This is a genomic window from Rhodococcus sp. 2G, assembly GCF_001886355.1.
Classification (GTDB): domain Bacteria; phylum Actinomycetota; class Actinomycetes; order Mycobacteriales; family Mycobacteriaceae; genus Rhodococcus; species Rhodococcus pyridinivorans.
In genome coordinates, this window is record NZ_CP018063.1 from 1531421 (window position 1) to 1555829 (window position 24409).

At 68.8% G+C, this 24409-nt stretch carries 22 protein-coding genes; 11 read left to right on the forward strand and 11 right to left on the reverse strand.

All coding sequences use genetic code 11. The features are described 5' to 3' along the window. Window positions 1-62 precede the first annotated feature (62 nt). Both BO226_RS07240 and BO226_RS07245 read left to right on the forward strand, forming a co-directional pair. A complete protein-coding gene (locus BO226_RS07240) occupies window positions 63-851 on the forward strand; it encodes a hypothetical protein (RefSeq protein ID WP_232238069.1) in 789 nt (262 codons plus the stop codon). Next, window positions 852-2621, forward strand: a complete 1770-nt coding sequence (locus tag BO226_RS07245; protein WP_033096622.1) for a GMC family oxidoreductase N-terminal domain-containing protein — start codon at window positions 852-854, stop codon at window positions 2619-2621. It begins immediately after the preceding gene. A 370-nt stretch (window positions 2622-2991) separates the two neighbouring features. Here BO226_RS07245 and pgl read toward each other — a convergent pair whose 3' ends face one another. The 5 genes from pgl to tkt are packed head-to-tail and all read right to left on the reverse strand — an operon-like array spanning window position 2992 to window position 9447. Beyond that, complete coding sequence (gene pgl / locus BO226_RS07250) at window positions 2992-3753, reverse strand: 6-phosphogluconolactonase (RefSeq protein ID WP_071934897.1); 762 nt, start codon at window positions 3751-3753, stop codon at window positions 2992-2994. Further along, the gene (opcA, locus tag BO226_RS07255) at window positions 3746-4654 is read right to left on the reverse strand and encodes a glucose-6-phosphate dehydrogenase assembly protein OpcA (RefSeq protein WP_024100808.1); all 909 of its coding nucleotides are present in this window, start codon (window positions 4652-4654) and stop codon (window positions 3746-3748) included. The genes pgl and opcA overlap by 8 nt, the downstream gene beginning before the upstream one ends. Beyond that, window positions 4651-6192, reverse strand: a complete 1542-nt coding sequence (zwf, locus tag BO226_RS07260) for a glucose-6-phosphate dehydrogenase (RefSeq protein ID WP_006551489.1) — start codon at window positions 6190-6192, stop codon at window positions 4651-4653. The genes opcA and zwf overlap by 4 nt, the downstream gene beginning before the upstream one ends. A gap of 2 nt (window positions 6193-6194) precedes the next feature. Then, entirely contained in the window at window positions 6195-7340 is a 1146-nt protein-coding gene (gene tal, locus BO226_RS07265; RefSeq protein WP_071934898.1) for a transaldolase, read from the reverse strand. A gap of 4 nt (window positions 7341-7344) precedes the next feature. Continuing rightward, entirely contained in the window at window positions 7345-9447 is a 2103-nt protein-coding gene (tkt, locus tag BO226_RS07270) for a transketolase (RefSeq protein ID WP_006551491.1), read from the reverse strand. 212 nt (window positions 9448-9659) lie between these two features. Between tkt and BO226_RS07275 the strand changes: the two genes are divergently transcribed. Next, window positions 9660-10637 (forward strand): heme o synthase, encoded by a 978-nt coding sequence (locus BO226_RS07275; protein WP_006551492.1) that lies wholly within the window; start codon window positions 9660-9662, stop codon window positions 10635-10637. 64 nt (window positions 10638-10701) lie between these two features. On the opposite strand, the gene BO226_RS07280 is transcribed toward BO226_RS07275, so the two are convergent. Continuing rightward, the gene (locus tag BO226_RS07280; RefSeq protein ID WP_006551493.1) at window positions 10702-11667 is read right to left on the reverse strand and encodes a quinone oxidoreductase family protein; all 966 of its coding nucleotides are present in this window, start codon (window positions 11665-11667) and stop codon (window positions 10702-10704) included. A gap of 23 nt (window positions 11668-11690) precedes the next feature. On the opposite strand from BO226_RS07280, the gene BO226_RS07285 reads away from it, so the two are divergent. After that, window positions 11691-12032 carry a hypothetical protein gene (locus BO226_RS07285; RefSeq protein ID WP_006551494.1) on the forward strand — a complete coding sequence of 114 codons (342 nt, stop codon included), beginning with the start codon at window positions 11691-11693 and terminating at the stop codon, window positions 12030-12032. Window positions 12033-12103: 71 nt separating this feature from the next. On the opposite strand, the gene BO226_RS07290 is transcribed toward BO226_RS07285, so the two are convergent. From BO226_RS07290 to mptB, 4 genes are all read right to left on the reverse strand, one after another. After that, the gene (locus BO226_RS07290; protein WP_024100811.1) at window positions 12104-13069 is read right to left on the reverse strand and encodes a COX15/CtaA family protein; all 966 of its coding nucleotides are present in this window, start codon (window positions 13067-13069) and stop codon (window positions 12104-12106) included. Window positions 13070-13137: 68 nt separating this feature from the next. Beyond that, window positions 13138-13935 carry an ABC transporter permease gene (locus BO226_RS07295; RefSeq protein ID WP_071934899.1) on the reverse strand — a complete coding sequence of 266 codons (798 nt, stop codon included), beginning with the start codon at window positions 13933-13935 and terminating at the stop codon, window positions 13138-13140. Next, window positions 13932-14876, reverse strand: a complete 945-nt coding sequence (locus BO226_RS07300; protein WP_071934900.1) for an ABC transporter ATP-binding protein — start codon at window positions 14874-14876, stop codon at window positions 13932-13934. Before BO226_RS07300 ends, BO226_RS07295 begins: the two co-directional genes overlap by 4 nt. Window positions 14877-14887: 11 nt before the next feature. Then, window positions 14888-16615: a polyprenol phosphomannose-dependent alpha 1,6 mannosyltransferase MptB gene (gene mptB / locus BO226_RS07305; RefSeq protein WP_371850703.1), complete on the reverse strand. Its 1728-nt coding sequence runs from the start codon at window positions 16613-16615 to the stop codon at window positions 14888-14890. Between the two features lie 73 nt (window positions 16616-16688). Here mptB and BO226_RS07310 point away from each other — a divergent pair, with 73 nt between their 5' ends. The 7 genes from BO226_RS07310 (at window position 16689) to BO226_RS07340 (ending at window position 23293) form a co-directional block, all read left to right on the forward strand. After that, window positions 16689-17507, forward strand: a complete 819-nt coding sequence (locus tag BO226_RS07310; protein WP_064851633.1) for a helix-turn-helix transcriptional regulator — start codon at window positions 16689-16691, stop codon at window positions 17505-17507. A 115-nt stretch (window positions 17508-17622) separates the two neighbouring features. Next, on the forward strand, window positions 17623-19068 hold the full coding sequence (gene sufB / locus BO226_RS07315) for a Fe-S cluster assembly protein SufB (RefSeq protein ID WP_024100815.1): 1446 nt from the start codon (window positions 17623-17625) through the stop codon (window positions 19066-19068). Beyond that, complete coding sequence (gene sufD, locus BO226_RS07320) at window positions 19069-20280, forward strand: Fe-S cluster assembly protein SufD (RefSeq protein WP_071934901.1); 1212 nt, start codon at window positions 19069-19071, stop codon at window positions 20278-20280. A 51-nt stretch (window positions 20281-20331) separates the two neighbouring features. Continuing rightward, window positions 20332-21120, forward strand: a complete 789-nt coding sequence (gene sufC / locus BO226_RS07325; protein ID WP_016691727.1) for a Fe-S cluster assembly ATPase SufC — start codon at window positions 20332-20334, stop codon at window positions 21118-21120. A gap of 4 nt (window positions 21121-21124) precedes the next feature. Then, window positions 21125-22378: a cysteine desulfurase gene (locus tag BO226_RS07330; protein WP_064060314.1), complete on the forward strand. Its 1254-nt coding sequence runs from the start codon at window positions 21125-21127 to the stop codon at window positions 22376-22378. A gap of 4 nt (window positions 22379-22382) precedes the next feature. Beyond that, entirely contained in the window at window positions 22383-22874 is a 492-nt protein-coding gene (gene sufU / locus BO226_RS07335; protein ID WP_026061042.1) for a Fe-S cluster assembly sulfur transfer protein SufU, read from the forward strand. Beyond that, on the forward strand, window positions 22874-23293 hold the full coding sequence (locus BO226_RS07340; protein WP_006551506.1) for a metal-sulfur cluster assembly factor: 420 nt from the start codon (window positions 22874-22876) through the stop codon (window positions 23291-23293). Before sufU ends, BO226_RS07340 begins: the two co-directional genes overlap by 1 nt. A 56-nt stretch (window positions 23294-23349) precedes the next feature. On the opposite strand, the gene ku is transcribed toward BO226_RS07340, so the two are convergent. Beyond that, window positions 23350-24384 (reverse strand): non-homologous end joining protein Ku, encoded by a 1035-nt coding sequence (gene ku, locus BO226_RS07345; RefSeq protein WP_019289299.1) that lies wholly within the window; start codon window positions 24382-24384, stop codon window positions 23350-23352. Window positions 24385-24409 lie beyond the last annotated feature (25 nt).

The following is a 24409-nucleotide window of genomic DNA, read 5'->3' on the forward strand; positions in this document are numbered from 1 at the left end:
CCGTGTTCGAATCCTGCACACCCCGGGCGCGGACGGCACGGGTAGCGAGCTACCCGATTTCCGTGGATCGCTCCACCGGTCCGCGCGACCCGCCGGACGATCCGGACGACATTCCGCAATCGTTCCACGACATCTCGTACGCTGCACCACGGCAACGACGAGGGGGCGACGTGGACGACCCGCAGCACGGGTACTGGAACAGGCGGCGTTTTCTCGCCGGGACGGCCGCGACGATGGCGGCGTTGATCGGCACCGCAGGGGTGCTCGCGAGCGAAGCCGACGCGAGTCCGCTGAACGAGACGCCGCCCGTACGCGACACCATCAACGGGGTGCTCGCGTTCGTCGCACCCGGCAACGACCCGTACTCGCACCAACAGGGCGTGTGGACCGACCGGCCCGGCGGCGTCACCGCCGGCACCGCGGAATCCCTCGAGCGAACCCTGGACCAGGCCTCGCCGATGCCGCTGCTCGGACCCGAGGCGGGCAACCTGCCCGGCGCCGCGGCGATCGCGGTGCTGCTCAACACTTTCGGTGTCACCGCCGACCCGCGTTCGGTGAGTGGTCCGTTCGCAGCGCCGTTCGCGAACCTGAGTCATGCCGCGAAGGCGCAGGTCTTCGAATGGCTCGACACCGACCCGCGTTTCGAAGGTCTGGTGCTGAAATTCGTGGTCAACGCGATTCCCACGCTGGCGGCCTTCGCGGCGTTCTCGGAGGTCTCCGCGTACAACCGTACTCGGCGCGAGCTCACGGGGCGGCCGGTCGGCTGGGAGTTGAGCCGCTATGCAGGGCCGAGTGACGGGTGGGACGAGTTCCTGGGCTACTACGGCGAAATCGACGAGGTGGAGGGATAGATGACCGACGTCATCGTCATCGGCGCCGGGGGTGGCGGACCCGTCGTGGCCAAGGAACTCGCGGCGCGCGGGCTCGACGTGCTCGTTCTCGAAGCAGGTCCCCGCTTCGCCGACCCGGAGAACGAGTGGACCCATTTCGAGGACGACCTCAACAATCCGATCACCGGGCTGTTCCGTCACGGACCGGGAGACCGCTCGGGCACGCCGTGGCTCCGAGATCTGCCTCAGAATTCGTTCGTGTGGCAGGTATCCGGCGTCGGTGGCACCACGCTCCACTTCTTCGGCAACTCGCCGCGGGCGGCACCCGGCGTATTCTCCGGATACGACGGCGCCGACCGCGACATGTACGACACGGCGCACCTGTTCCCCTTCGGATACGACGAACTGCGTCCCTACTACGAGTGGGTGGAGGCCACGCTGCCGGTGCAGACTGCCCCGATGGGCGCCAAGGAGCAGTTGTTCCTGCGGGGAGCAGCGGCCATGGGTCTGCCACACCAGACCTCGCTCGATACCACCGTGGCCGCCCACCGCGCACAGCAGAACGCGATCCTCCAACCCGGTGGTACCGCCGGCCGCACCCGCGACCGTGCGCGTCTGCACCATCCCGAAGCGCGGGGCTGCACGATGTGCGGGCACTGCTATCAGGGCTGTTATCTGCCGCTGGGGGCGCCGCGGAATCTCAAGGCCAGACGCTCCACCGACAATTCGTACGTCCCGATGATGCTCACCGCGGACGCGTGGTCCCCCCAGGGGCGTGCCGTCACCCTGATCGCCGATGCAGTGGTCTTCGAGATCCTCGTCGAGGAGGTGAACGGGGAGACCGTGGCGCGCGGAGTGCGGTTCACGACGGGAGAGGACGAGCACGAAGCGACCGCCCCGGTGGTGGTGCTGGCGGCCGGGTGCATCGAGAGCCCACGATTGTGGCTGAACTCGGCGCTGCCGAATCCGAACGGCTGGGTCGGCCGCGGCCTCACCGACCACCACATGGACGCGGTCTTCGGCGTCTTCGACGAGTACACCGGGCAGACGCGCGGCCCGGGTTCCAACGCGCGCGTCGATCTGCCCGGCTACGGCGGGATCGAGCAGGTCGGACTGCCCCCGGCATTGATCGCGTACGCGCTGAACTTCAGCGACTCCGGCATCCACGGGTACGGACGTGCCGGAGGCGTCGTCGATTCCGCGGGGGCCGACAGCGTGGGGAGGCTCGTCGGACGCGACCTGCTCGATACGATGGCCGACGCCGACCGGGTCCTCGCGGCGCTCGTCATCTCGGACGACGACGTCGAACCGGACAACCGCGTGACGCTCTCGCCGATCCTGTACCCGGACGAAGCAGGTCTGGCGCCGCGGGTGACCGTGCAGCATCGTCGGCGCTCGGCGCGTACCCGCCGCAATCGTGACCACGCGACCCGCAAGGCCGTCGAGTTGATGAGAGCGGCGGGCGCGAAGAGGGTGCATCGCTGCGACTGGCCACCGCTGATCCTGCACTCGCAGTCGAGCATGCGGATGGGAGTGAGCGACCGGGATTCGGTGCTCGACGCCGACGCGGAGGCCCGGTGGGTGAAGAGACTGTTCGTCGCCGACAACTCGGCGCTCGCCAACAGTCTCGGAGGTCCGAACCCGACGTTGACGACGCAGGCGATCGCCACCCGCACGGCCGAGAAGATCTTCGCGAAGTACTTCGACGGTGACCCCTGGGTGGCACGGGAGAACCCGGTGTCGTCGATCGACGACCGCGTCACCGCCGCGGTGATCGAACGGGGTATCTGACCGCTCGATCCCGGATCGGACCGGCCGATTTCGTCCCGAGTGGAACCGTCGGGCGTCTCGGCGCGTCGAACGAGACAGAGGGCCGTGACGACAACGGTCCACGACGGGAGGAGCTCACCGGCATGGACCCACGAACGGTGCGATGTGTCCCGGGCCGATCACCGTTGCGCGCACTGCGCTCGACGGCAGGTCCGCGATCGATGAATCGGATGCGGTGTGTGCGAACCGGTGTCGACGACGGCGACACCGCCGGTACTTCGGAGGGGCGCCGTGTGGAGACGGACGACGCCGACGATCCCGACTTCGACGGCGCGGGCGCATGACGGCCGGATCGCCGATCACGGCGTCGGACTCCCGACGCTCCGCCCGGTCACTGCGCCGGGAGTTGCTCTGCGGCAGCCGGATCGAGGAACCACACGGTGCGTTCGGTGCCGTGGGCGCCCGCGGACGGGAAGTCCTCCGGTGCGGCACCGCCCACGGCCGCCGCGACGGCCTCCGCCTTGGCGGCACCGGTGACCAGCAACCAGACCTGCCGCGCCCGCTGCACGGCGGGCAGCGTCAGCGTCACCCGGGCCGGCGGCGGCTTCGGGGAGTCGTCGACACCCACCACGAAACGCTCCGACTCGCGCACCGCGTCGGTGTGGGGGAACAGCGAATTGATGTGTCCCTCACCGCCCATGCCGAGCAGGTGCACGTCGAAGACCGGCACGGTGCCGTCGGGGGAGTGCGCCGCGAGGAGTTCGGCGTACCGCTGGGCCGAGTCCTCCGGTGTGCTGCACCCGTCCTCGCCGAGCGCCGGCATGGTGTGGATGCGTGCCGGGTCGATCGGCACGTGGTCGAGCAGAGCCCCACGGGCCTGCACCTCGTTGCGATCCGGATCGCCGGGCGGCAGGAAACGCTCGTCGCCGAAGTAGACGTTCACCGCCGACCAGTCGATGGCGCCCTGGTCGCGACGCACGTGCTCGAGCATCGCGATACCGGTACCGCCGCCGGTGAGCACGACGTTGGCCTGCACCCGCTCGCGCTGCGCGGCGACGACGGCATCGACGAAGGCGGACGCCGCGGCGCGGGCGACCTCGTCGGCGTCGGCGAAACGCCGGATCTCGGACGGAGTGCGGGCCGTGTCAGACATAATCCACCTTCGGCAGGGCCGACAACGCGGCTTCGTAGACTTCGTCGGGATCGAGGCGACGCAGTTCCTCGGCGAGACATTCGGCCGAGTTCCGGCGCGCCAGGCTGATCAGCGAATCGGGCTTGTGGGTGCGTTCGAGGGTCGCCACGCGACCTTCCTGCGGGCGTTCCAGGGCGATCGTCTGCGACGCCGTGCGCAGTTCCACCCTCAGTTCGCCGACGGATCGCTCGACGGGGCAGTCGAGACGGCTCGCGAGCCACCCCGCGATCAGATCGACGGCCGGTTCGGTCCGCAGCCCCGACACGCGTGCCGAGAGCACTGGCTCGTAGGGCGGCTGATCGAGTGCCGAGACCAGCAGCGCCCGCCAGTAGGTGATGCGGGCCCAGGCCAGATCCGTGTCGCCCGGCCGGTAACCGGACAGGCGGGTCGCGAGATCGGCACGCGGGTCGTCGGAGTTGGTCACGTCGGTGATGCGGCGGACGGCGAGACGACCCACCGGGTCCTCGGCCGGGACCGCGGGGGCCTGGTTGGGCCACCACGCGACGACGGGGGTGTCCGGAAGGAGGAAAGGCACCACGACCGATTCCTGATGTTCACCGAGTTCGCCGTGCAGGGCGAGGATCAATGCCTCGGAGGCACCCGCTTCACCGGCGACCCGGATCTCCGCGTCGAGCCGCGACGGACCGTCCTGTCGTCCGCGACCGACGACGATGACGCGGCAGGGATGTTCCTTCGACGCCTCGGTGGCGGCCGTGATCGCGGCGTCGAGGCCTCGCGCGTCGCCGGCGCACACGATAAACGTGAGAACACGGCCCTGCGTGACCATTCCACTCGACCGTCGCAGCTCCACCAGCTTGCGACTGATGGCATTCGCGGAGGTGTTGCGCAACTGGAGCCTCACGGACGCCTCCATTCCCGGCCGGTACGCCGCAGCATCTCGTCGGCCGATTGCGGACCCCAGGTGCCGGACTCGTAGGGTTCCGGTCGCCCGTTCGCCGCCCAGTGCTCGAGCACCGGATCGAGGATCTTCCAGGACAATTCGACTTCCTCGTCCACCGGGAACAGTGACGGGACGCCGAGGAGCACGTCGAGGATCAGACGCTCGTAGGCCTCGGGGGAGGAGACCGTGAATGCCTGGCCGTAACTGAAGTCCATGTTCACGTCCCGGACCTCCATCTCGGAGCCGGGCACCTTCGACCCGAAGCGCATCGTGATGCCCTCGTCGGGCTGCACGCGGATCACCAACGCGTTCTGACCGAGCTCCTCGGTCATGGTCTTGTCGAACGGCAGGTGCGGGGCCCGCTTGAAGACCACCGCGATCTCGGTGACGCGGCGGCCGAGGCGCTTGCCGGTGCGCAGGTAGAAGGGCACACCCGCCCAGCGGCGGGTGTCGACCTCGAGGGTGATGGCCGCGTACGTCTCGGTGGTCGAATCCGCCGCGAAACCCTTCTCCTCGAGCAGTCCGACGACCTTCTCGCCGCCCTGCCAGCCGGATGCGTACTGGCCGCGCGCGGTGGTCTCGTCGAACGGCTCCGCCGGCCGGGTCGCCGACAGCACCTTGATCTTCTCCGCGTGCAGCTCCGACGCCGCGAAGCTCACCGGTTCCTCCATCGCGGTGAAGGCGAGCAGCTGCAGGAGATGGTTCTGGATGACGTCGCGGGCCGCGCCGATGCCGTCGTAGTAGCCGGCGCGACCACCGAGGCCGATGTCCTCGGCCATCGTGATCTGCACGTGGTCGACGTAGTGCGCGTTCCACACCGGCTCGAACATCTGGTTCGCGAAACGCAATGCGAGGATGTTCTGGACCGTCTCCTTGCCGAGATAGTGATCGATGCGGAAGACGGATTCCTCGGAGAACACCTCACCGACAACCGAATTGAGCTCGCGCGCGCTCTCGAGGTCGTGCCCGAACGGCTTCTCGATCACGACGCGGCTCCACGAGCCGCCGCGTTCCGCGGCCAGACCCGAACGCGACAGCTGCCCGCACACCACGGGGAAGGCGTCCGGGGGAACCGACAGGTAGAACGCGTGGTTGCCACCCGTACCGCGTTCGCGGTCGAGCTTCTCGAGGGTCGTCGCGAGCTCCGCGAACGCCGCATCGTCGTCGAAGGTGCCCTGCACGAAGCGGATCCCCTCCGCGAGGCGCTGCCAGACCTCCTCGCGAAAGGGGGTACGCGAATGCTCACGCACCGCGTCGTGGACCACCTGACCGAAGTCCTCGTCGGCCCAATCCCTCCGGGCGAAACCGACGAGCGCGAATCCGGGCGGCAGGAGGCCGCGGTTGGCGAGATCGTAGACGGCGGGCATCAACTTGCGCCGGGCCAGATCGCCGGTCACGCCGAAGATCACCAGCGCGCACGGGCCGGCGATACGGGGCAGTCTGCGATCTCTGTTGTCCCGGAGCGGATTCACCCACTCCGCCGCACCGGATTCGGGCACGTTCAGCCCTCCGCGCCCGGCGCGTGAGCCGCGAGCTGTTCCGCCGTCGCCGCGAGCAGGTCCTTCCACGCCACGACGAACTTCTCCACACCTTCGTCCTCGAGCTTGCGGAAGACGTCGGGAAGATCCACACCGACCGATGCCAGCGCGTCGAAGACCTGCTGGGAGGAGGCGATGTTGCGGGTGACGGTGTCGCCCGTGACCTCACCGTGGTCGGCGACGGCCTCGAGGGTCTTCTCCGGCATCGTGTTCACGGTGTTCGGCGCGACCAACTCGGTGACGTAGAGGGTGTCGGGGTAATCGGGGTTCTTCACACCCGTCGACGCCCACAACGCACGCTGGGGAACGGCACCCGCCTCGGCGAGCTGCTCGAACCGCGTCCCGCCCTCGAACGCGCGCTGGTACGCGCCGTACGCGAGTCGCGCGTTGGCGAGACCGGCCTTGCCACGCAGAGCCAGCGCCCGGTCGGTGCCGATCTCCTCGAGGCGCGGGTCGATCTCGGTGTCGACACGCGAGACGAAGAACGACGCGACCGAGCGGATCTTCGACAGGTCGTGACCGGAGGCCTTCGCCGCGGTCAGACCGTCGAGGTAGGCCTCGATGACCCGCTCGTAGCGCTCGACCGAGAAGATCAGCGTGACGTTGACGCTGACACCCTCACCGATCACATGGGCGATGGCCGGCAGACCCGCCACCGTCGCCGGGATCTTGATGAACAGGTTCGGGCGGTCGACGATGCGCCACAGCTCGAGGGCCTGCTGGACGGTCTCGTCCGTCTTGTGCGCCAGACGCGGGTCGACCTCGATCGACACCCGTCCGTCGAGGCCGTCCGTGGCCTCGAACACCGGCGCGAGGACGTCGCAGGCCGCGCGCACGTCGTCGGTGGTGACGGTGCGGATCGCCTCGGTGGCGTCGGCACCGGCGGCGGCGAGATCGCGGATCTGCGCGTCGTAGGCATGGCCCTTCGACAGGGCGGCTTGGAAGATCGACGGATTGGTCGTCACACCCACGACACTGCGGGTCGCGACGAGCTCGGCGAGCTTGCCGGAGTCGATGAGGTCGCGGGACAGGTCGTCCAGCCACACCGAGACACCCTGGGCGGACAGTTCGGCCAGCGCAGCGTTCTGCGTGGAGGTCTGCTGGGTCATCGGATCATCCCTTCACTCGGGTCAGCGAGCGACGCGCGGCGTCGACGACGGCCTCGGCAGTGATGCCGAACTCGCGGTACAGGGTCTTGTAATCGGCGGAGGCGCCGTAGTGCTCGAGCGAGACCGGCTCACCGGCGTCGCCGATGAGGCGGTACCACGGCATCGCGAGACCGGCCTCGACGGACACGCGGGCGCGCACCGACGGGGGCAGCACCTCGTCGCGGTAGGCCTGGTCCTGCTCGAGGAACCGGTCGAGCACCGGCACGGAGACGACGCGGGTGGGCACACCGTCGGCCTCGAGGGTCTCGCGGGCGGCAACGGCGAGCTGGACCTCGGAACCGGTCGCGAGGATCACGACCTCCGGGGTGCCCGACGAGGCCTCGGCCAGGATGTAGGCACCGCGGGCGACACCCTCGGCGGCCTTCTCCCGCGTGCCCTCGAGCACCGGCACGTTCTGACGGGTCAGCGCCAGAGCGGTCGGGCCGGTGCGGTTCTCCAGCGCGGCCTTCCACGCGAACGACGTCTCGTTGGCGTCGGCCGGGCGGATCACGGCGAGATTCGGGATCGCGCGCAGCGCCGCGAGGTGCTCGATCGGCTGGTGCGTCGGGCCGTCCTCACCGAGACCGATCGAATCGTGCGTCCACACGTAGATCGCCGGGGTCTGCATGAGGGCCGCGAGACGCACCGCGGGCCGCATGTAGTCGGAGAAGACGAGGAAGGTGCCGCCGTAGGGGCGGGTCGGGCCGTGCAGGGCGATGCCGTTGAGGATCGATCCCATCGCGTGTTCACGGACGCCGAAGTGCAGGGTGCGTCCGTAGGGCTGCGCGTTCCAGTCCTTCGTGGAGATCGACTCGGGACCGAAGGAGTCGGAACCGGGAATCGTCGTGTTGTTGCTGCCGGCGAGGTCGGCGGAACCGCCCCACAGCTCGGGCAGTACCGGTCCGAGCGCGGCGAGGGCCTTGCCGGACGCCGAGCGGGTCGCGGGACCGCTCTCGGTGGGCTCGTAGGTCGGCAGTGCGTCGACCCAGCCCTCCGGGAACTCACCGGCGTGCAGGCGGTCGAACAGTTCCTTGCGCTGCGGCTCGCGGGCGGCCCACGCGTCGAAGTCGGCCTGCCATGCGGCGCGTGCCTCGGTGCCGCGCGTCACGACCTGCCGGGCGTGCTCGATCACGGCCGGGTCGACGTCGAAGTTCTTCTCGGGGTCGAAGCCGAGGATCTTCTTGATCTCGGCGACCTCGTCGACGCCGAGCGCGGCACCGTGCGCGTCGCCGCTGTTCATCTTCGTCGGCGCCGGGTAGCCGATGATCGTGCGGACGGAGATGAAGGACGGACGGTCGGTGACCGCCTTCGCGGCCTCGACGGCCTCGAGCAGGGCGGTGACGTTCTCGCCGCCCTCGACGGTCTGCACGTGCCAGCCGTATGCCTCGTAGCGCTTGGAGACGTCCTCACCGAGAGCGATCGCGGTGTCGTGCTCGATGGAGATCTTGTTGTCGTCGTAGAAGACGATCAGGTTGCCGAGCTGCTGGACACCGGCGAGCGAGGACGCCTCGGAGGTCACGCCCTCCTCGATGTCGCCGTCGGACGCGATCACATAGACGTAGTGGTCGAACGGGCTCGAGCCGGCGGGCGCCTCGGGATCGAACAGACCGCGCTCGCGGCGGGCGGCCATTGCCATGCCCACGGCGGAGGCCAGACCCTGACCCAGTGGGCCGGTGGTCATCTCGACGCCGGCGGTGTGGCCGTACTCGGGGTGGCCCGGGGTGAGCGAACCCCACGTGCGCAGCGCTTCGAGGTCGGCGAGCTCGAGTCCGTAGCCGGACAGGTACAGCTGGGTGTACAGCGTCAGGCTCGAATGTCCGCACGAGAGCACGAAGCGGTCGCGGCCGACCCACTCGGGGTCGGTCGGATCGTGGCGCATCACACGCTGGAAAAGGGTGTACGCGAGGGGAGCGAGGCTCATCGCGGTACCGGGATGCCCGTTTCCGACCTTCTGCACGGCGTCGGCGGCGAGCACGCGCGCGGTGTCGACGGCCTTGGTGTCCAGGTCGGTCCAGTCGGCAGGATGCGCAGGCTGGGTGAGGGTGCGGATCTCGTCTGTGATCGACACGAGCTTGAAGTCTCCTGACATGGGTGTACGGGGTCCCGGCGGGTGGAAGTCGGCCCGCGCGCTACTTCAGACTAATGCGCTGCTCCGAACGGGTCGATTCGGTCCGGGCAACGGTCCGGTCTACCATCGTTCGTAGTAGAGGAGCGTCCGGAACCGGGCGACCGTGAACGGGCGAAACGAAGGTGCGGATCCGCGTGGGACAAGGAGACAGTGTGCGGGCAGGGCGACGGCCGGGAGGACACGGCTTCGGCGCCCCCGAAGCGCCGAGCGCCCCGCGCCCCGACACCGCGTGGGGCCGGATCTCCGGCACCGTCCTCGCCTACATAGCGTTGACCAAGCCGCGGGTGATCGAACTCCTGCTGGTCGCGACCATTCCCGCGATGCTGTTCGCCGACCGCGGCAACGTCGACATCGTGCTCATCCTGAGCACCCTGTTCGGCGGCTGGATGGGTGCGGCGAGCGCCAACTCGCTCAACTGCGTCGTCGACGCCGACATCGACAAGGTGATGAAACGCACGGCGTTGCGTCCGCTCGCCCGGCAGACGGTGCCGACACGCAACGCCCTCGTCTTCGGCATGCTGCTCGGCATCGCGTCCTTCGCGTGGTTGTGGTGGCGCGCCAACCTGTTGGCCGGACTGCTGGTCGTGGCGACGATCGCGTTCTACGTGCTCGTGTACACGATGGTGCTCAAACGCCGGACCTGGCAGAACGTGGTCTGGGGCGGGGCTGCCGGATGTATGCCCGTGATGGTCGGCTGGGCCGCCGTGACGGGTTCGCTGAGCTGGGAACCCATCGTGTTGTTCCTGGTCATCTTCTTCTGGACGCCGCCGCACACCTGGGCGCTCGCGATGCGTTACAAGGAGGACTACAAGGCAGCCGGCGTGCCGATGTTGCCGGTCATCGCCACCGAGCAGCACGTCACGAAGCAGATCGTGCTCTACACCTGGGCGACCGTGATCGCGACGCTGGTGATCGTCCCGGCCGCCGGTGTGATCTACGCGGCCGTCGCGCTGCTCGCGGGCGCCTGGTTCCTGATCGTCGCGCACCAGCTGTTCAACAGTGTGCGCGGCGGGGCGTCGGTCAAGCCGCTCAAGCTGTTCCTCCAGTCCAACAACTACCTCGCGGTGGTGTGCCTGGGCCTGGCGATCGACTCCGTGCTCGCACTGCCGACGATCGGCTCGTACTTCTGATCCACGCTTCACGACGAACGCCCCGGCCGAGCGGCCGGGGCGTTCGTCGTGCCGGGTCCGGAGATCACGGGATCAGGACGATCGATCCGGTGGTCCGGCGTCCTTCGAGATCGGCGTGGGCGCGGGCGGCCTCGGCGAGGGGATAGCTCGCTCCCACGCGGAGCTTCAGCGACCCGTCGGCGAGCGCCGCGAGCACGTCGCCCGCCCGCCACAGCAGCTCCTCGCGGTCTCGGGTGTAGTGCACGAGGGTCGGCCGCGTGACGAACAGCGAACCCGCCGGGTTCAGCCGCTGCAGGTCGAAGGGCGGGACGGGTCCGCTCGCGGCACCGAACAGCGCGACCGTGCCGCGCACGCGGACGGACGCGAGCGACGCCTCGAAGGTCGCGGCACCGACACCGTCGTAGGCTGCGGCCACCCCCTCGCCGTCGGTGAGCTCGCGCACCTTCTCGGCGAGGTCGTCGCCGTAGCGCAGCACCTCCGCGGCGCCGGCCTCCCGCGACAGGGCCTCCTTCTCGTCGGAGGACACGGTGGTGATCACCCGCACGCCCTTCGCGACGGCGAGTTGCGTCAGGATCAGCCCCACACCACCGGCACCTGCGTGGACGAGCACCGTCTCGCCGGGCTGTGCCGGGTGGACGGAGTTCAGCAGGTAGTGCGCGGTCATGCCCTGCAGGAGGACCGAGGCGGCCTGCTCGGCCGGCACCGAGTCCGGGACCGGCACGGCGACCTGCTCGCGGACGCGGACCAGTTCGGCGTACGAGCCGGGTGCCTCGCACCACGACACTCGGTCGCCTACCGCCGTGTCCCGCACACCCTCGCCGAGGGCGACGACCGTGCCCGTGCCCTCCGAGCCCGGGATGTACGGCAGCTCCGTGCCGTAGAGGCCGGTGCGGAAGTAGGTGTCGATGAAGTTGACGCCGATCGCATCGGTGCGAACCAGCAGCTCACCCGGTCCGGGCGAGGGGTCGGGTCGTTCGACGGGGACGAGGACGTCGGGGCCTCCGTGCTGTGCCACTTCGATTGCGTGCATAGCGCTCACAGTATTCTGCAGACATGAGCGTCGAAACACAGGTCGTGGCCGCACCGGCCGACATCGTCTCGTCCATCCGCAGCTTCGTCGCCGAGCACGGAGGTTCCGGGAAGGCCGTGCTGCAGCCGATCGGTCTGTCCGGCGTCCGGATCACCGTGGTCGCCGCCGACGGCACCCTCGGCGACCGCGTCGCGAAGGACCTCCCGACGGCGCGCGCCATCGTCGAGGAGATCCCCGACGTCACCGTCTCCGAGTGGGACCGCGAGGTCACCAGCATCGCCAACCCGCAGAAGGGTCACTGGGCGAAGATGGCCGGTTGGGTGGCACGTCAGACGAAGTTCCCCAAGGCCCGCAACGAGCGCTGACCGCCCGACATCCGTACGACGACACGCGGCCCCTTCCCGGAAGTCCGGGGAGGGGCCGCGTCGTCGAACGGTCAGGCCGGAACGGGCTCGCGATCCGGTGCGGTCGTGCGCGTCCGTCCGGCCGCCCAGACCGCGGCGGTCGCCGCCGTGCACAGTCCGGCGCCGGCGACGTGGAAGACGACCAGCACGGCAGGCACGTCCGTCCAGAACTGGACGAGGCCGATGCCGGCCTGTGCGACCACCAGGGCCAGGACGACCTTCAGACGCAGCGTGACGGCTCGGGGTGCATGGACCGCGTAGACGGCGAAGGTGAGGCCGATCAGCAGCGCGAGATAGCCGATGAGCGCTTCGGCGTGCAGGTGGACGAGATTGGTGATGTCGAGCGCGAGGCGCGGGACGGGTCTGTCGACGCTCTTGTCTCCGGCGTGCGGGCCGGCGCCGGTGACCATCGTGCCGAGCACGAGGACCACGGCGAGCGCGACACCCGACAAGGCGGTGAGCCGGCGCAGCGGCTGGGGCAATACCTGCACCACCGTGCCGTCGTCCGGCTCGCTCACCTTCGCGTAGAGCACTGTCGCCAGCCACACCATGAGCATCGATGCGAGCAGGTGGATCGCGACCGTCCACCAGGCGAGACCGGCCAGGACGGTGATGCCGCCGATGATCGCCTGCAGCACGGTGCCTGCCGGCATCAACCACGCCCAGGCGATGACCTCCTTGCGGCGCCGCGCACGGGTGACGGCCAGGACGATCGCGGCTGCGACGGCCACGACCACGAAGGTCAGCAGCCGGTTGCCGAACTCGACCACCTGGTGCAGGGTGTTCACCCCGCTCGACACACCCACCGGGACCAGCGACCCGGGGAAGCACTGCGGCCAGGTCGGGCAACCCAGTCCGGAGGCGGTGACGCGGACGACCGAGCCGGTCACTGCGATGCCGCCCTGGGTGAGAATCGTGAGGAACGCGATGATCTTCTGCGTCCGCAGCGACGGCAGGGGGAGACGGTCGACAAGGCTCAGGTAGCCGCGATACAACACGGTTCGATGGTACGGCGTGAACCACTACACGCTGTAGTTGGGTCGTGCCCGATCGGGCCGCCCACGACTCAGGTGAAGCGGAACCAGCGCGCCGCGGTGGTGCCGCCGATCACCGTCCACACGAGCAGCGAGACGATCGACAACCAGTCGAACACACCCGACGTGGCGTTCTCGAGCGCGAGCGTCAACGCCCCCGACGGCACGATCCGCAGCAGGTGGACCACCGCTTCGGGGATCACGTCGCCGAGCACCACGACGCTGCCGATGCCCAACAGCACGAACCACACGATGTTCGCGAGGGCGAGCACGATCTCGGCGCGCAGGGTTCCACCGAGCAGCAGCCCCAGTGTCGCGAACATCACCGTGCCCAAGGCGATGACGACCGCCCCGATGAGCAGGTCGACGGGGGAGGGGCGCCAGCCCAGGGCCAGCCCGATGGCACCGAGCAACACGGCCTGCAGGACGACGACGATGCCCACCGCCGCGCTCTTGCCAGCGATGATTCCCCACTTGGGCAGCGCGGTCGCGCCGATCCGCTTGAGGGCGCCGTAGCGGCGGTCGAAGCCCACGGCGATCGCCTGACCGGTGAACGCCGTCGACATCACGGCCACCATCATCACCGCTGGCAGCACGCTGTCGACCCGCGAGTCGCCGAGATCGCCGATCGGTAGCAGCGACAGGCCGATCAGCAGCGTGATCGGAATGAACATGGTCAGTAGGAGCTGCTCGCCGTTGCGCAGCAGCAACTTGAGTTCCATGGCGGTCTGCGCCGCGAGCATCTTCGACGGCGAGTTCGGCTGCGGTCGCGGGGTGAAGGTCCCTTCCGCGAACCGGTTGTTCGCCAGACGATCGTGGGTCACGCTCACCCTCTCAACTCCCGACCGGTCAACTCGAGGAAGACGTCCTCGAGGCTGCGCTGATCCACCCGGATCTCGGTTGCCAGTGCGCCCAGATTCGCGCACCAGGTCGCCACCGCCGCGACGACGGACGGTTCGATCGTGCCCTCGACGAGATACCGCCCGGGATTGTCCTCCCGGATCCGGTGGGTGCCGGCCAGGGCGGACTGCAGGGCACTCAGGTCGAGGCCCGGAGGCGCGGACAGCCACAGCTGGCCCTCGGCGCCGTCGCGGGTGACTTCGTCGGGTGTCCCTGCGGCGACCACCCGCCCGTGATCGATGATGACGATCTCGTCGGCGAGCTCTTCCGCCTCGTCCATGAGGTGGGTGGTGAGCAGCACGCTCACACCGTCGCGGCGCAGTGCGTCGATCAGTTCCCAGACGAGCAGCCGGGCCTGTGCGTCGAGACCCGCCGTCGGTTCGTCGAGGAACACCAGTTCGGGGCGCCCCACCAGCGCGCATGCGAGCGCGAGGCGTTGCTGTTGTCCGCCCGACAATCGGCGGTAGGGGGTGCGGCGGGCGTCGGTGAGCCCGAGACGCTGGAGCAGCCAGTCGGGGTCGAGGGGATCCGCCGAGTACGCCGCCACCAGGTCGAGCATCTCACCGGCCCGCGAACCCGGATAGGCGCCGCCACCCTGCAGCATCACGCCGATCCGGGGGCGGAGGGCGTCGGAATCGGCGACGGGATCGAGCCCCAGGACGCGGACTGTGCCCATGTCGGGAGTGACGAACCCCTCGCACATTTCCACGGTGGTGGTCTTACCGGCGCCGTTCGGGCCGAGGAGGGCGAGCACCTGGGCGCGTTCGACGGTCAGATCGAGACCGTTCACGGCGGTGACGCCCCCGTAGGTCTTGACGACGCCGTCCAGGCGCACGGCCGGTACCGCACCGGCGGGAGAACTCGGGGTCACAGGGTTCCAGCCTAGGCGTCCGCGGTTTCCGCCGGACGCGGTGGTGTGCGCTCCTGCAGCCGCCACGGCAGCCGGGAGCGTGTGGCGACGATGATCAGACCGACCACGACGATGGTCGCGATCGACGCCTGGACGATGATGAACGGTTGGTATTCGCTGCCGTTGGGCATGAGGATCATGCCGACAACCGACGAGAACGCGATGGTGGGGATCCGGAAGACCGGACGGGTCGCCCAGGCCGCGAGCGGGATCACCGCCCACAGCAGGTACCACGGTTGCACGACCGGGAAGAGCAGCACGATCGCGCCCAGCGAGACCCCCAGCGCACCGACCGGATGGATCCGTCCCATGAGCACCGCGAGCAGCATGCGCATCGTGACGAAAGCGGCCACCAGCGCTGCGATAGGGCGCGTGATGGACAGCACGGCCGTCGTGTGGTCGCCGAGACCGAGCAGCACGCCGCCGAGGCCGGTACCCATGCCGAGCAGGGTCGGGATCGACATCCAGCTGCGGACCTCCGTGGCGGTGCCCAGGGTCTTCGTCCAGCCGAAGCCCAGGCCGCTGCCCCAGCTCACAGCGCCGATGACGACGCAGGTCCCGATGCCGAGGATCGCGGCGGCGGCGAGCACGGCGCGGAAGCCGCCACCCCACTTGCGGGCAAGGGCCATGCCGACGAATCCGAGCGCGAGCAGCGAGGGCACCTTGATCATCGACGACAGGGCGATCAGCGCGGTGCCGGCCGCGAGCCACCCCGCGAGACGCAGGCGCGAGGCCGCCTCGTCGTCCGGGTGGACGGCCCGCAGCGCGAGCTCGACACCGGCGAGCATGAGCCCGAGCATCAGGGCTTCGTTGTGGATGCCCGCGACCAGGTGGAAGAGCAACAGCGGGTTCGCGGCACCGAGCCACAACGCGCTCACCGACGCAACGCCGCACCGGCGGGCGAGCCGCGGCAGCGCCCACACGATCAGGGCCACACCCACGAGCGCGAGCAGCCGGTGGACGAAGATGCCGGCCACGATGTTCTCGCCCGTGAGGTACGTGATCTTCTCGCCGATCCACAGGAAGGCCGGGCCGTAGGGGGCCGAGGTGTCGCGCCAGATGTTCGGCACCGTCCGGGTCAGGACGTGGTCGACCCCCAGCGCGCCGGCCGGACCGATCGCGTAGGGATCGAGCCCGCGCGCGGCGATCTCGCTCTGCGCGAGATACGAGTAGACGTCCTTGCTGAACATCGGCGGAGCGACGACCAGCGGAAGGATCCACAGCAGCAAGGTGCGGTCGAGCTGCGACCGGGACAGTCGGCGCACGGGACCGTCCGGTGCGCCCCGGCCGATCGCGAACCGGCCGAGCAGCAACCAGGCGAGGATCACCAGCGCCGTGCCGATCATGGTCGTCGTGAGGGCGGCGCTCGGCATGCGTGCCGCCAGTCCGAGGGCGCGGACGCCCTGCACGGGGTTCTGCAGGACCGGCTGGGCGCCGGCGCCGAGTGCCCCGACTGCCATGAGGACGGCACCGGTGGCGCCGAGCAGCCGGATGCGGTGGAGGTAGACGTTCTCGATCGCGTCGAGTCCGCGACCTTCGATCTCGTCGCCGTGCAGGACGACCGAGACATCGGCGTGTGGTCCCGGGGCGTCGAGGCCCAGAGCGCGTCGGATCCACACGTGCAGCCGTTCGCGGACCCCGGATCGGCCCGGCGACGGAGACGTCGTGTGCGGGGCGGACAGGGGAGGAGTCGACGGCACGTCAGAAGCGTAACGGGACGACGAGGGTGGTCTCCGACGGCTCCGTCACGAGGTGTAACAAAGGGCACCCTTGGTGGACCGTCCTTCCGAATTCCGTCACACTGGTGTTGTGAAATACCCGTCCGACACCACCGACACCGCAGAACGCGCAGGTCACGCACCTGCCGCGACGGCGTCGCGCGTCGAGGACACCCGCAAGAGTCCTGCTTCGACGGGCCGCGAGATCCCGGAGGGTCAGACCCGCGCCGCCGTCGTGCAGCTGCTGCTCGAAGAAGGTCCCATCACCGCGCCGGAGATCGGCGAGCGTCTGGGGCTCAGCGCCGCGGGCGTGCGACGCCATCTCGACGCGCTCATCGAGTCCGGTGAGGCGCAGGCCGCCGCGCCGCCGCGCAGGCAAGGACGCGGTCGTGGCCGCCCCGCCCGCCGCTTCCAGCTCACCGCCGTCGGACGCGCCCGCCTCGGGCACTCCTACGACGATCTCGCCACCGCCGCCATGCGGCACCTCCGCGAACTCGGCGGCGACGCTGCCGTGGAGGACTTCGCACGCCGCCGTGTGGACTCGATCCTCGGTACCATCGCGCCCGCCGACGAGAACCTCGACGACGTCGAGAGCGTCGCCGAGGAGATCGCCGGGGCGTTCACCGCCTCCGGTTTCGCCGCCTCGACCCGCCGCGTCGGCACCGGCGTGCAGATCTGCCAGCACCACTGCCCGGTCTCGCACGTCGCGGAGCAGTTCCCCGAACTGTGCGAGGCGGAGCAGGAGGCCTTCGTGCGGATCCTCGGAACCCACGTGCAACGCCTGGCGACGATCGCGAACGGCGACGCCTTCTGCACGACACACGTGCCCGTTCTCTCCAAAGCGGACGCGCCCCGTCCGGAGCCGCCTACGTGACGATCCCACCGCGAGTGCTCCGCGAACCAGGGCACATCAGGAAGACATCCACCCACCCGTCGACCGTCGACGCACAGCCCGCGCCGACGCCCACCAGACTCCGGAAGGAGCTCGCATGACCGTCGCATCGGATCAGACGTCCGGAACCGCGCCGCTGACGCAGGAAGAGACGATCGATTCTCTCGGCCACTACGAATACGGCTGGGCGGACCCCGACACCGCGGGCGCCACGGCGCAGCGCGGCCTGTCCGAAGAGGTCGTGCGGGACATCTCCGCCAAGAAGAACGAGCCCGAGTGGATGCTCGATATCCGCCTCAAGGCGCTGCGCACCTTCGACAAGAAGCCGATGCCGGTGTGGGGCTCGAACCTCGACGGAATCGACTTCGACAACATCAAGTACTTCGTGCGCTCGACGGAGAAGCAGGCCGCGAGCTGGGACGAGCTCCCCGAGGACATCAAGAACACCTACGACAGGCTGGGCATCCCGGAGGCGGAGAAGCAGCGCCTCATCGCCGGTGTCGCCGCCCAGTACGAGTCCGAGGTGGTCTACCACCAGATCCGCGAGGACCTCGAGAGCCAGGGCGTGATCTTCCTCGACACCGACTCGGGCCTGCGCGAGCACCCCGAGCTGTTCAAGGAGTACTTCGGCACGGTCATCCCGGCCGGCGACAACAAGTTCTCCGCCCTGAACACCGCGGTGTGGTCGGGTGGCTCGTTCATCTACGTCCCGCCGGGTGTGCACGTCGACATTCCGCTGCAGGCCTACTTCCGCATCAACACGGAGAACATGGGCCAGTTCGAGCGGACCCTGATCATCGTCGACGAGGGCGCCTCGGTGCACTACGTCGAGGGCTGCACCGCCCCGATCTACAAGTCCGACTCGCTGCACTCCGCGGTCGTCGAGATCATCGTCAAGAAGGGCGGCCACTGCCGCTACACGACCATCCAGAACTGGTCGAACAACGTCTACAACCTGGTGACCAAGCGCACCAAGGTCGAGGCCGGCGGCTCGATGGAATGGATCGACGGCAACATCGGTTCCAAGGTGACGATGAAGTACCCGGCCGTGTGGATGATGGGCGAGCACGCTCGCGGTGAAGTGCTCTCCGTCGCCTTCGCCGGCGAGGGCCAGCACCAGGACACCGGCGCGAAGATGCTGCACCTGGCGCCGCACACCTCCTCGACCATCGTGTCGAAGTCGGTAGCGCGCGGCGGTGGACGTGCTTCCTACCGCGGCCTCGTGCAGGTCAACAAGGGCGCCCACGGCTCGAAGTCGACCGTCAAGTGCGACGCGCTGCTCGTCGACCAGATCAGCCGTTCCGACACCTACCCGTACGTCGACATCCGTGAGGACGACGTCACGATGGGTCACGAGGCGACCGTCTCGAAGGTGAGCGACGACCAGCTGTTCTACCTGATGAGCCGCGGACTCGACGAGGACGAGGCCATGGCCATGGTGGTGCGCGGATTCGTCGAGCCCATCGCCAAGGAACTGCCGATGGAGTACGCCCTCGAACTCAACCGCCTGATCGAACTGCAGATGGAAGGGGCAGTCGGCTAAATGACTGCGGAAGCGAAGAACACGCCGGCTACCGCGACGGGCGTGCAGGATGCCGTGCGTGCCGAGAACCGGGTGCCGGCCGTCAACAAGGGTGAGGTCTTCACGTCGTTCGACGTGAACGCCTTCGAGATTCCGTCGGGTCGCGACGAGGTGTGGCGGTTCACCCCGCTGCGCCGCCTGCGCGGTCTGCACGACGGCACCGCTCCCGCGACCGGCACCGCGACCGTCGAGGTCACCCCGGTCGACGGCGTGCAGGTCGAGACCGTGGCGCGCGACGACGCGCGACTCGGGCAGGCCGGTGTGCCGTTCGACCGGATCGCAGCTCAGGCGTACTCGTCGTTCGAGACCGCGACCGTCCTGACCGTCGACCGCGAGGTCGAGGTCGCCGAGCCCGTCACCGTGACGATCACGGGACCGGGCGAGGGCGCCGTCGCCTACGGGCACGTGCAGATCCGGCTCGAGGCGTTCGCCAACCTCACGCTCGTCATCGACCAGCGTGGCAGCGGCACCTACGCCGAGAACATCGAGTTCGTGCTCGGCGACAGCGCACAGCTGAAGGTCGTCGCGGTGCAGGACTGGGCCGACGACGCCGTGCACGTCGCCGCGCACCACGCCCGACTCGGACGCGACGCCGTGCTGCGCCACTTCACCGTGGCGCTCGGCGGCGATCTCGTGCGCGTGTCGGCGACCACCAAGTACGACGGCCCCGGCGGCGATGCCGAACTGCTCGGCCTGTACTTCGCCGACGCCGGCCAGCACTTCGAGCAGCGCCTGCTCGTCGACCACTCGCAGCCGAACTGCAAGTCGAACGTCGTGTACAAGGGTGCGCTGCAGGGCGATCCGGCCTCCGGCAAGCCCGACGCGCACACCGTGTGGATCGGCGACGTGCTCATCCGCGCCGAGGCCGAGGGCACCGACACCTTCGAGCTCAACCGCAACCTGGTGCTCACCGACGGTGCGCGCGCCGACTCGGTGCCGAACCTCGAGATCGAGACCGGTGAGATCGTCGGTGCCGGACACGCGTCGGCGACCGGCCGCTTCGACGACGAGCAGCTGTTCTACCTGCGTGCTCGTGGCATCCCCGAGGAGGAAGCGCGTCGCCTCGTCGTCCGCGGCTTCTTCCACGAACTGCTCGAGCGCATCACGGTCACCGAGGTCCGCGACCGGCTCGAGGCCGCCATCGAGGCGGAACTCGCCGCCGTCGGCGCCTGACCGGTCCTGCCTCCCTGTACTCCCGATACCTCACTAAGGAAACGCATTTCGATGTCCACACCTTCGAACGTCCTCGAGATCAAGGACCTGCACGTCCGCGTCGCACAGACCGACGAGAACGCCGAGCCGATCGACATCCTCAAGGGCGTGAACCTCACGGTCCGCTCGGGTGAGACGCACGCCATCATGGGCCCCAACGGCTCCGGCAAGTCCACCCTGTCGTACGCGATCGCCGGCCACCCCAAGTACGAGATCACCTCGGGCAGCATCACCCTCAACGGTGAGGACGTGCTCGAGATGAGCGTCGACGAGCGCGCCCGCGCCGGCCTGTTCCTCGCCATGCAGTACCCGGTCGAGGTGCCCGGCGTGTCGATGTCGAACTTCCTCCGCACCGCCGCGACCGCCGTGCGCGGCGAGGCCCCCAAGCTGCGCCACTGGGTCAAGGAGGTCAAGCAGGCGATGTCCGAGCTGGACATCGATCCCGCCTTCGGCGAGCGCAGCGTCAACGAGGGCTTCTCCGGTGGCGAGAAGAAGCGCCACGAGATCCTGCAACTCGGTCTGCTCAAGCCGAAGATCGCCATCCTCGACGAGACCGACTCCGGCCTCGACGTGGACGCGCTGCGCGTCGTCTCCGAGGGCGTGAACCGCTACCAGGAGAACGAGAACGGCGGCGTCCTGCTCATCACCCACTACACCCGCATCCTGCGCTACATCAAGCCGCAGTTCGTGCACGTCTTCGTGGGTGGCCGCGTCGTCGAGTCCGGTGGCCCCGAGCTCGCCGACGAACTCGAGACCAACGGCTACGTTCGTTTCACCCAGGCAGCAACGCAAGGAGCGTGATCGGATGACGGTGCCGGTGCGGACCTTGGACATCGCCCGGATCAGGGCGGATTTCCCGATCCTCGCGCGCACGGTGCGCGACGGCAAACCCCTGGTCTACCTCGACTCGGGGGCCACCTCCCAGCGTCCGGTACAGGTGCTCGACGCCGAGCGTGAGTTCCTGGCGACGCGGAACGCGGCCGTGCACCGCGGTGCGCATGCGTTGTCGGAGGAGGCGACCGACTCGTACGAGGACGCCCGCGCCGTCATTGCGTCCTTCGTCGGGGTCGACGTCGACGAGGTGGTGTTCACCAAGAACGCCACCGAGTCGCTCAACCTCGTCGCGTACGCCTTCGCCGACGACCGGTTCCCGCACCGGCTCGGACCCGGTGACGAGATCGTCGTCACCGAGCTCGAGCACCACGCGAATCTCGTTCCGTGGCAGGAACTCGCGCGGCGGACGGGTGCCACCCTGCGCTGGTACGGGGTCACCGACGACGGTCGCATCGACCTCGATTCGCTGACGCTGACCGACGCTGTGAAGGTCGTGGCGTTCACGCACCAGTCGAATGTGACCGGCGCGGTCGCCCCCGTCGAGGAGATCGTTCGACGCGCGAAGGAGATCGGCGCGATCGTCGTGCTCGACGCGTGCCAGTCGGTGCCGCATATGGCCGTCGACTTCCGCGCCCTCGGAGTCGACTTCGCCGCCTTCTCCGGACACAAGATGTTCGGTCCGTCCGGTGTCGGCGTTCTCTACGGTCGCCGCGACCTGCTCGCCGACGTGCCGCCGTTCATCACCGGTGGCTCGATGATCGAGACGGTGACGATGGAGGCCACGACCTTCGCCGCACCGCCGCAGCGATTCGAGGCCGGTTCGCCCATGGTCTCGCAGGCCGTCGGCCTCGGTGCCGCCGTGCGCTACCTGCAGGACATCGGGATGGACGCCGTCGCTGCACACGAACACGAGCTGACCGCTGCTGCGCTCGCCGAGCTGGGCGGCATCGACGGCGTGCGCATCATCGGACCCACGACCGCCGAACAGCGGGGCGGGGCGGTGTCGTTCGTCGTGGACGGAATCCATGCGCACGATCTCGGCCAGATCCTCGACGACGAGGGCGTGGAGATCCGGGTCGGACACCACTGCGCCTGGCCGCTGCACCGCCGCTTCGGGGTGGCCGCGACCGCCCGCGCATCGTTCGCCGTGTACAACACGCCGGACGAGGTGCAGGCTCTCGGCGCGGCGATCCGGCGCGCCCAGAAGTTCTTCGGGGAGGCGTGATCCGATGCGGATGGAGCAGATGTACCAGGAAGTGATCCTGGACCACTACAAGCACCCGCACAATCGCGGACTGCGCGAACCGTTCGGCGCCGAAGTGCACCACGTCAACCCGACCTGCGGCGACGAGGTGACCCTGCGCGTGCACATCGACGGTGACACCGTCGCCGACGTCTCCTACGACGGGCAGGGCTGCTCGATCAGCCAGGCGTCGACGTCCGTGCTCACCGACCAGGTGATCGGCGTTCCGCTCGGCGATGCACTGAAGATCGTCGAGGGGTTCGTCGAGATGGTCGGCAGTCGCGGCACTGTCGAAGGCGACGAGGACCTGATCGGCGACGGCATCGCGTTCGCCGGCGTCGCGAAGTACCCGGCGCGCGTGAAGTGCGCGTTGCTGGGCTGGATGGCCTTCAAGGACGCGGTCGCGCAGACCGTGGACGCAGCCCCCGCCGACCTGGCGGGCGGCGCGCACACCCTTTCGAGCGGAGGACAGAACTGATGACCGAACCCGCACCGGGCACCGTGAACACCGACGAGAATCCGACGGCCGACGCCGGCGCGGACGAGACCTCGACGCTGGTCGCGGCCACGGCCCCGCCGCTGGATCCGGGCCGCCTCGACGAACTCGAGGAAGCGCTGCGCGACGTCGTCGACCCCGAGCTCGGCATCAACGTCGTCGATCTCGGTCTCATCTACGGGATCTCCGAGGTCGACGAGACCGTGACCGTGGATATGACGCTCACCTCGGCGGCGTGCCCCCTCACCGATGTCATCGAGGAGCAGGCCAAGGGCGCACTCGTGCGCAGCGGCCTCTGCGACGAGCTGCGCATCAACTGGGTGTGGATGCCGCCGTGGGGTCCCGACAAAATCACCGACGACGGACGCGAGCAGCTGCGCGCACTCGGCTTCACCGTCTGATCCGGCTGTCTCCGGCTCCGAGCCTCGGCGCCTGATCTTCGACTTCTCGTCGGAGGTCAGGCGCCTTTGCGTTCGCCGGAGGTCTTCTTGGCGGCCGTCTTCTTGGCGGGACTCTTCTTCGCCGTGCTCTTCGACGCCGAACTCTTGGACGCGGTCTTCTTCGCCGTGCTCTTCTTGGCGGGACTCTTCTTGGCCGCCGAACTCTTCGACGCCGTTTTCTTCGCGGGGGCCTTCTTCGCGTCCTCGTCTTCATCCTCGTCATTCTTCGAGGACTTCTTCCCGCCGGAGGACGAACCGGACGGGACCTTCTTGCCCGCCGCGTCGACGCTGCGCTGCAGGGCCGCCACGAGGTCGAGCACCTCGGCGTCCTCTTCGCCGGTGTCGTGTTCGGCGACCTGGAAGACCTTCTCGCCGCCGCGAGCGAGGGCCTCGTCGATCAGCGTGCGCAGTTCCACCTGGTATTCGTCGGTGAATTCGGTGGGATCGAAATCGTCGGACATCGACTCGACGAGGGTCTCTGCCATCGCGAGTTCGCGTTGCTTCGGCTTCTCGATGTCGTCGAGCGACTCGAACTCGGCTGCGCGAACCTCGTCGGGCCACAACAGGGTCTGCAGGATGAGCAGCCCGTCGCGGGTGCGCAAGGCGGCCAGCCGGGTGCGCTGACGAAGGGTGAAGTGCACCAGCGCCGTCCGGTCGCTCTGTTCGAGAGTGGCGGCGAGCAGGCCGTAGGCCTTCGGCGACGACGAATCAGGTTCGAGATAGTAGGACTTCTCGAACAGGATCGGGTCGATCTGCTCGGTCGGCACGAACTGCAGCACCGGGATCTCGTGCTTCTCGGCAGCCGGAAGTTTCTCGAAGTCCTCGTCGGTGAGCACGACCCGCTCGCCGTCCTCGGAGTCGTACGCCTTGTCGATCTCCTGGTAGGGGACGACCTCACCGCACTCGGTACACACACGCTGATACTTGATCCGCCCGCCGTCCTTCGCGTGCACCTGGTGGAAGGAGATGTCGTGCGACTCGGTCGCCGAGTACACCTTCACCGGCACGTTGACGAGGCCGAACGCGAGTGAGCCTTTCCAGATCGACCGCATGTGTCCATCATGATCGACACCTCGG

Excerpts from the sequence above, each read along its gene's own strand:
- BO226_RS07245 (WP_033096622.1), top strand. The coding sequence starts at position 852 with ATGACCGACGTCATCGTCATCGGCGCCGGGGGTGGCGGACCCGTCGTG.
- pgl (WP_071934897.1), bottom strand. The coding sequence starts at position 3,753 with ATGTCTGACACGGCCCGCACTCCGTCCGAGATCCGGCGTTTCGCCGAC.
- tal (WP_071934898.1), bottom strand. The coding sequence starts at position 7,340 with ATGACCCAGCAGACCTCCACGCAGAACGCTGCGCTGGCCGAACTGTCC.
- BO226_RS07280 (WP_006551493.1), bottom strand. The coding sequence starts at position 11,667 with ATGCACGCAATCGAAGTGGCACAGCACGGAGGCCCCGACGTCCTCGTC.
- BO226_RS07285 (WP_006551494.1), top strand. The coding sequence starts at position 11,691 with ATGAGCGTCGAAACACAGGTCGTGGCCGCACCGGCCGACATCGTCTCG.
- sufB (WP_024100815.1), top strand. The coding sequence starts at position 17,623 with ATGACCGTCGCATCGGATCAGACGTCCGGAACCGCGCCGCTGACGCAG.
- sufD (WP_071934901.1), top strand. The coding sequence starts at position 19,069 with ATGACTGCGGAAGCGAAGAACACGCCGGCTACCGCGACGGGCGTGCAG.
- sufC (WP_016691727.1), top strand. The coding sequence starts at position 20,332 with ATGTCCACACCTTCGAACGTCCTCGAGATCAAGGACCTGCACGTCCGC.
- BO226_RS07330 (WP_064060314.1), top strand. The coding sequence starts at position 21,125 with ATGACGGTGCCGGTGCGGACCTTGGACATCGCCCGGATCAGGGCGGAT.
- sufU (WP_026061042.1), top strand. The coding sequence starts at position 22,383 with ATGCGGATGGAGCAGATGTACCAGGAAGTGATCCTGGACCACTACAAG.
- BO226_RS07340 (WP_006551506.1), top strand. The coding sequence starts at position 22,874 with ATGACCGAACCCGCACCGGGCACCGTGAACACCGACGAGAATCCGACG.
- ku (WP_019289299.1), bottom strand. The coding sequence starts at position 24,384 with ATGCGGTCGATCTGGAAAGGCTCACTCGCGTTCGGCCTCGTCAACGTG.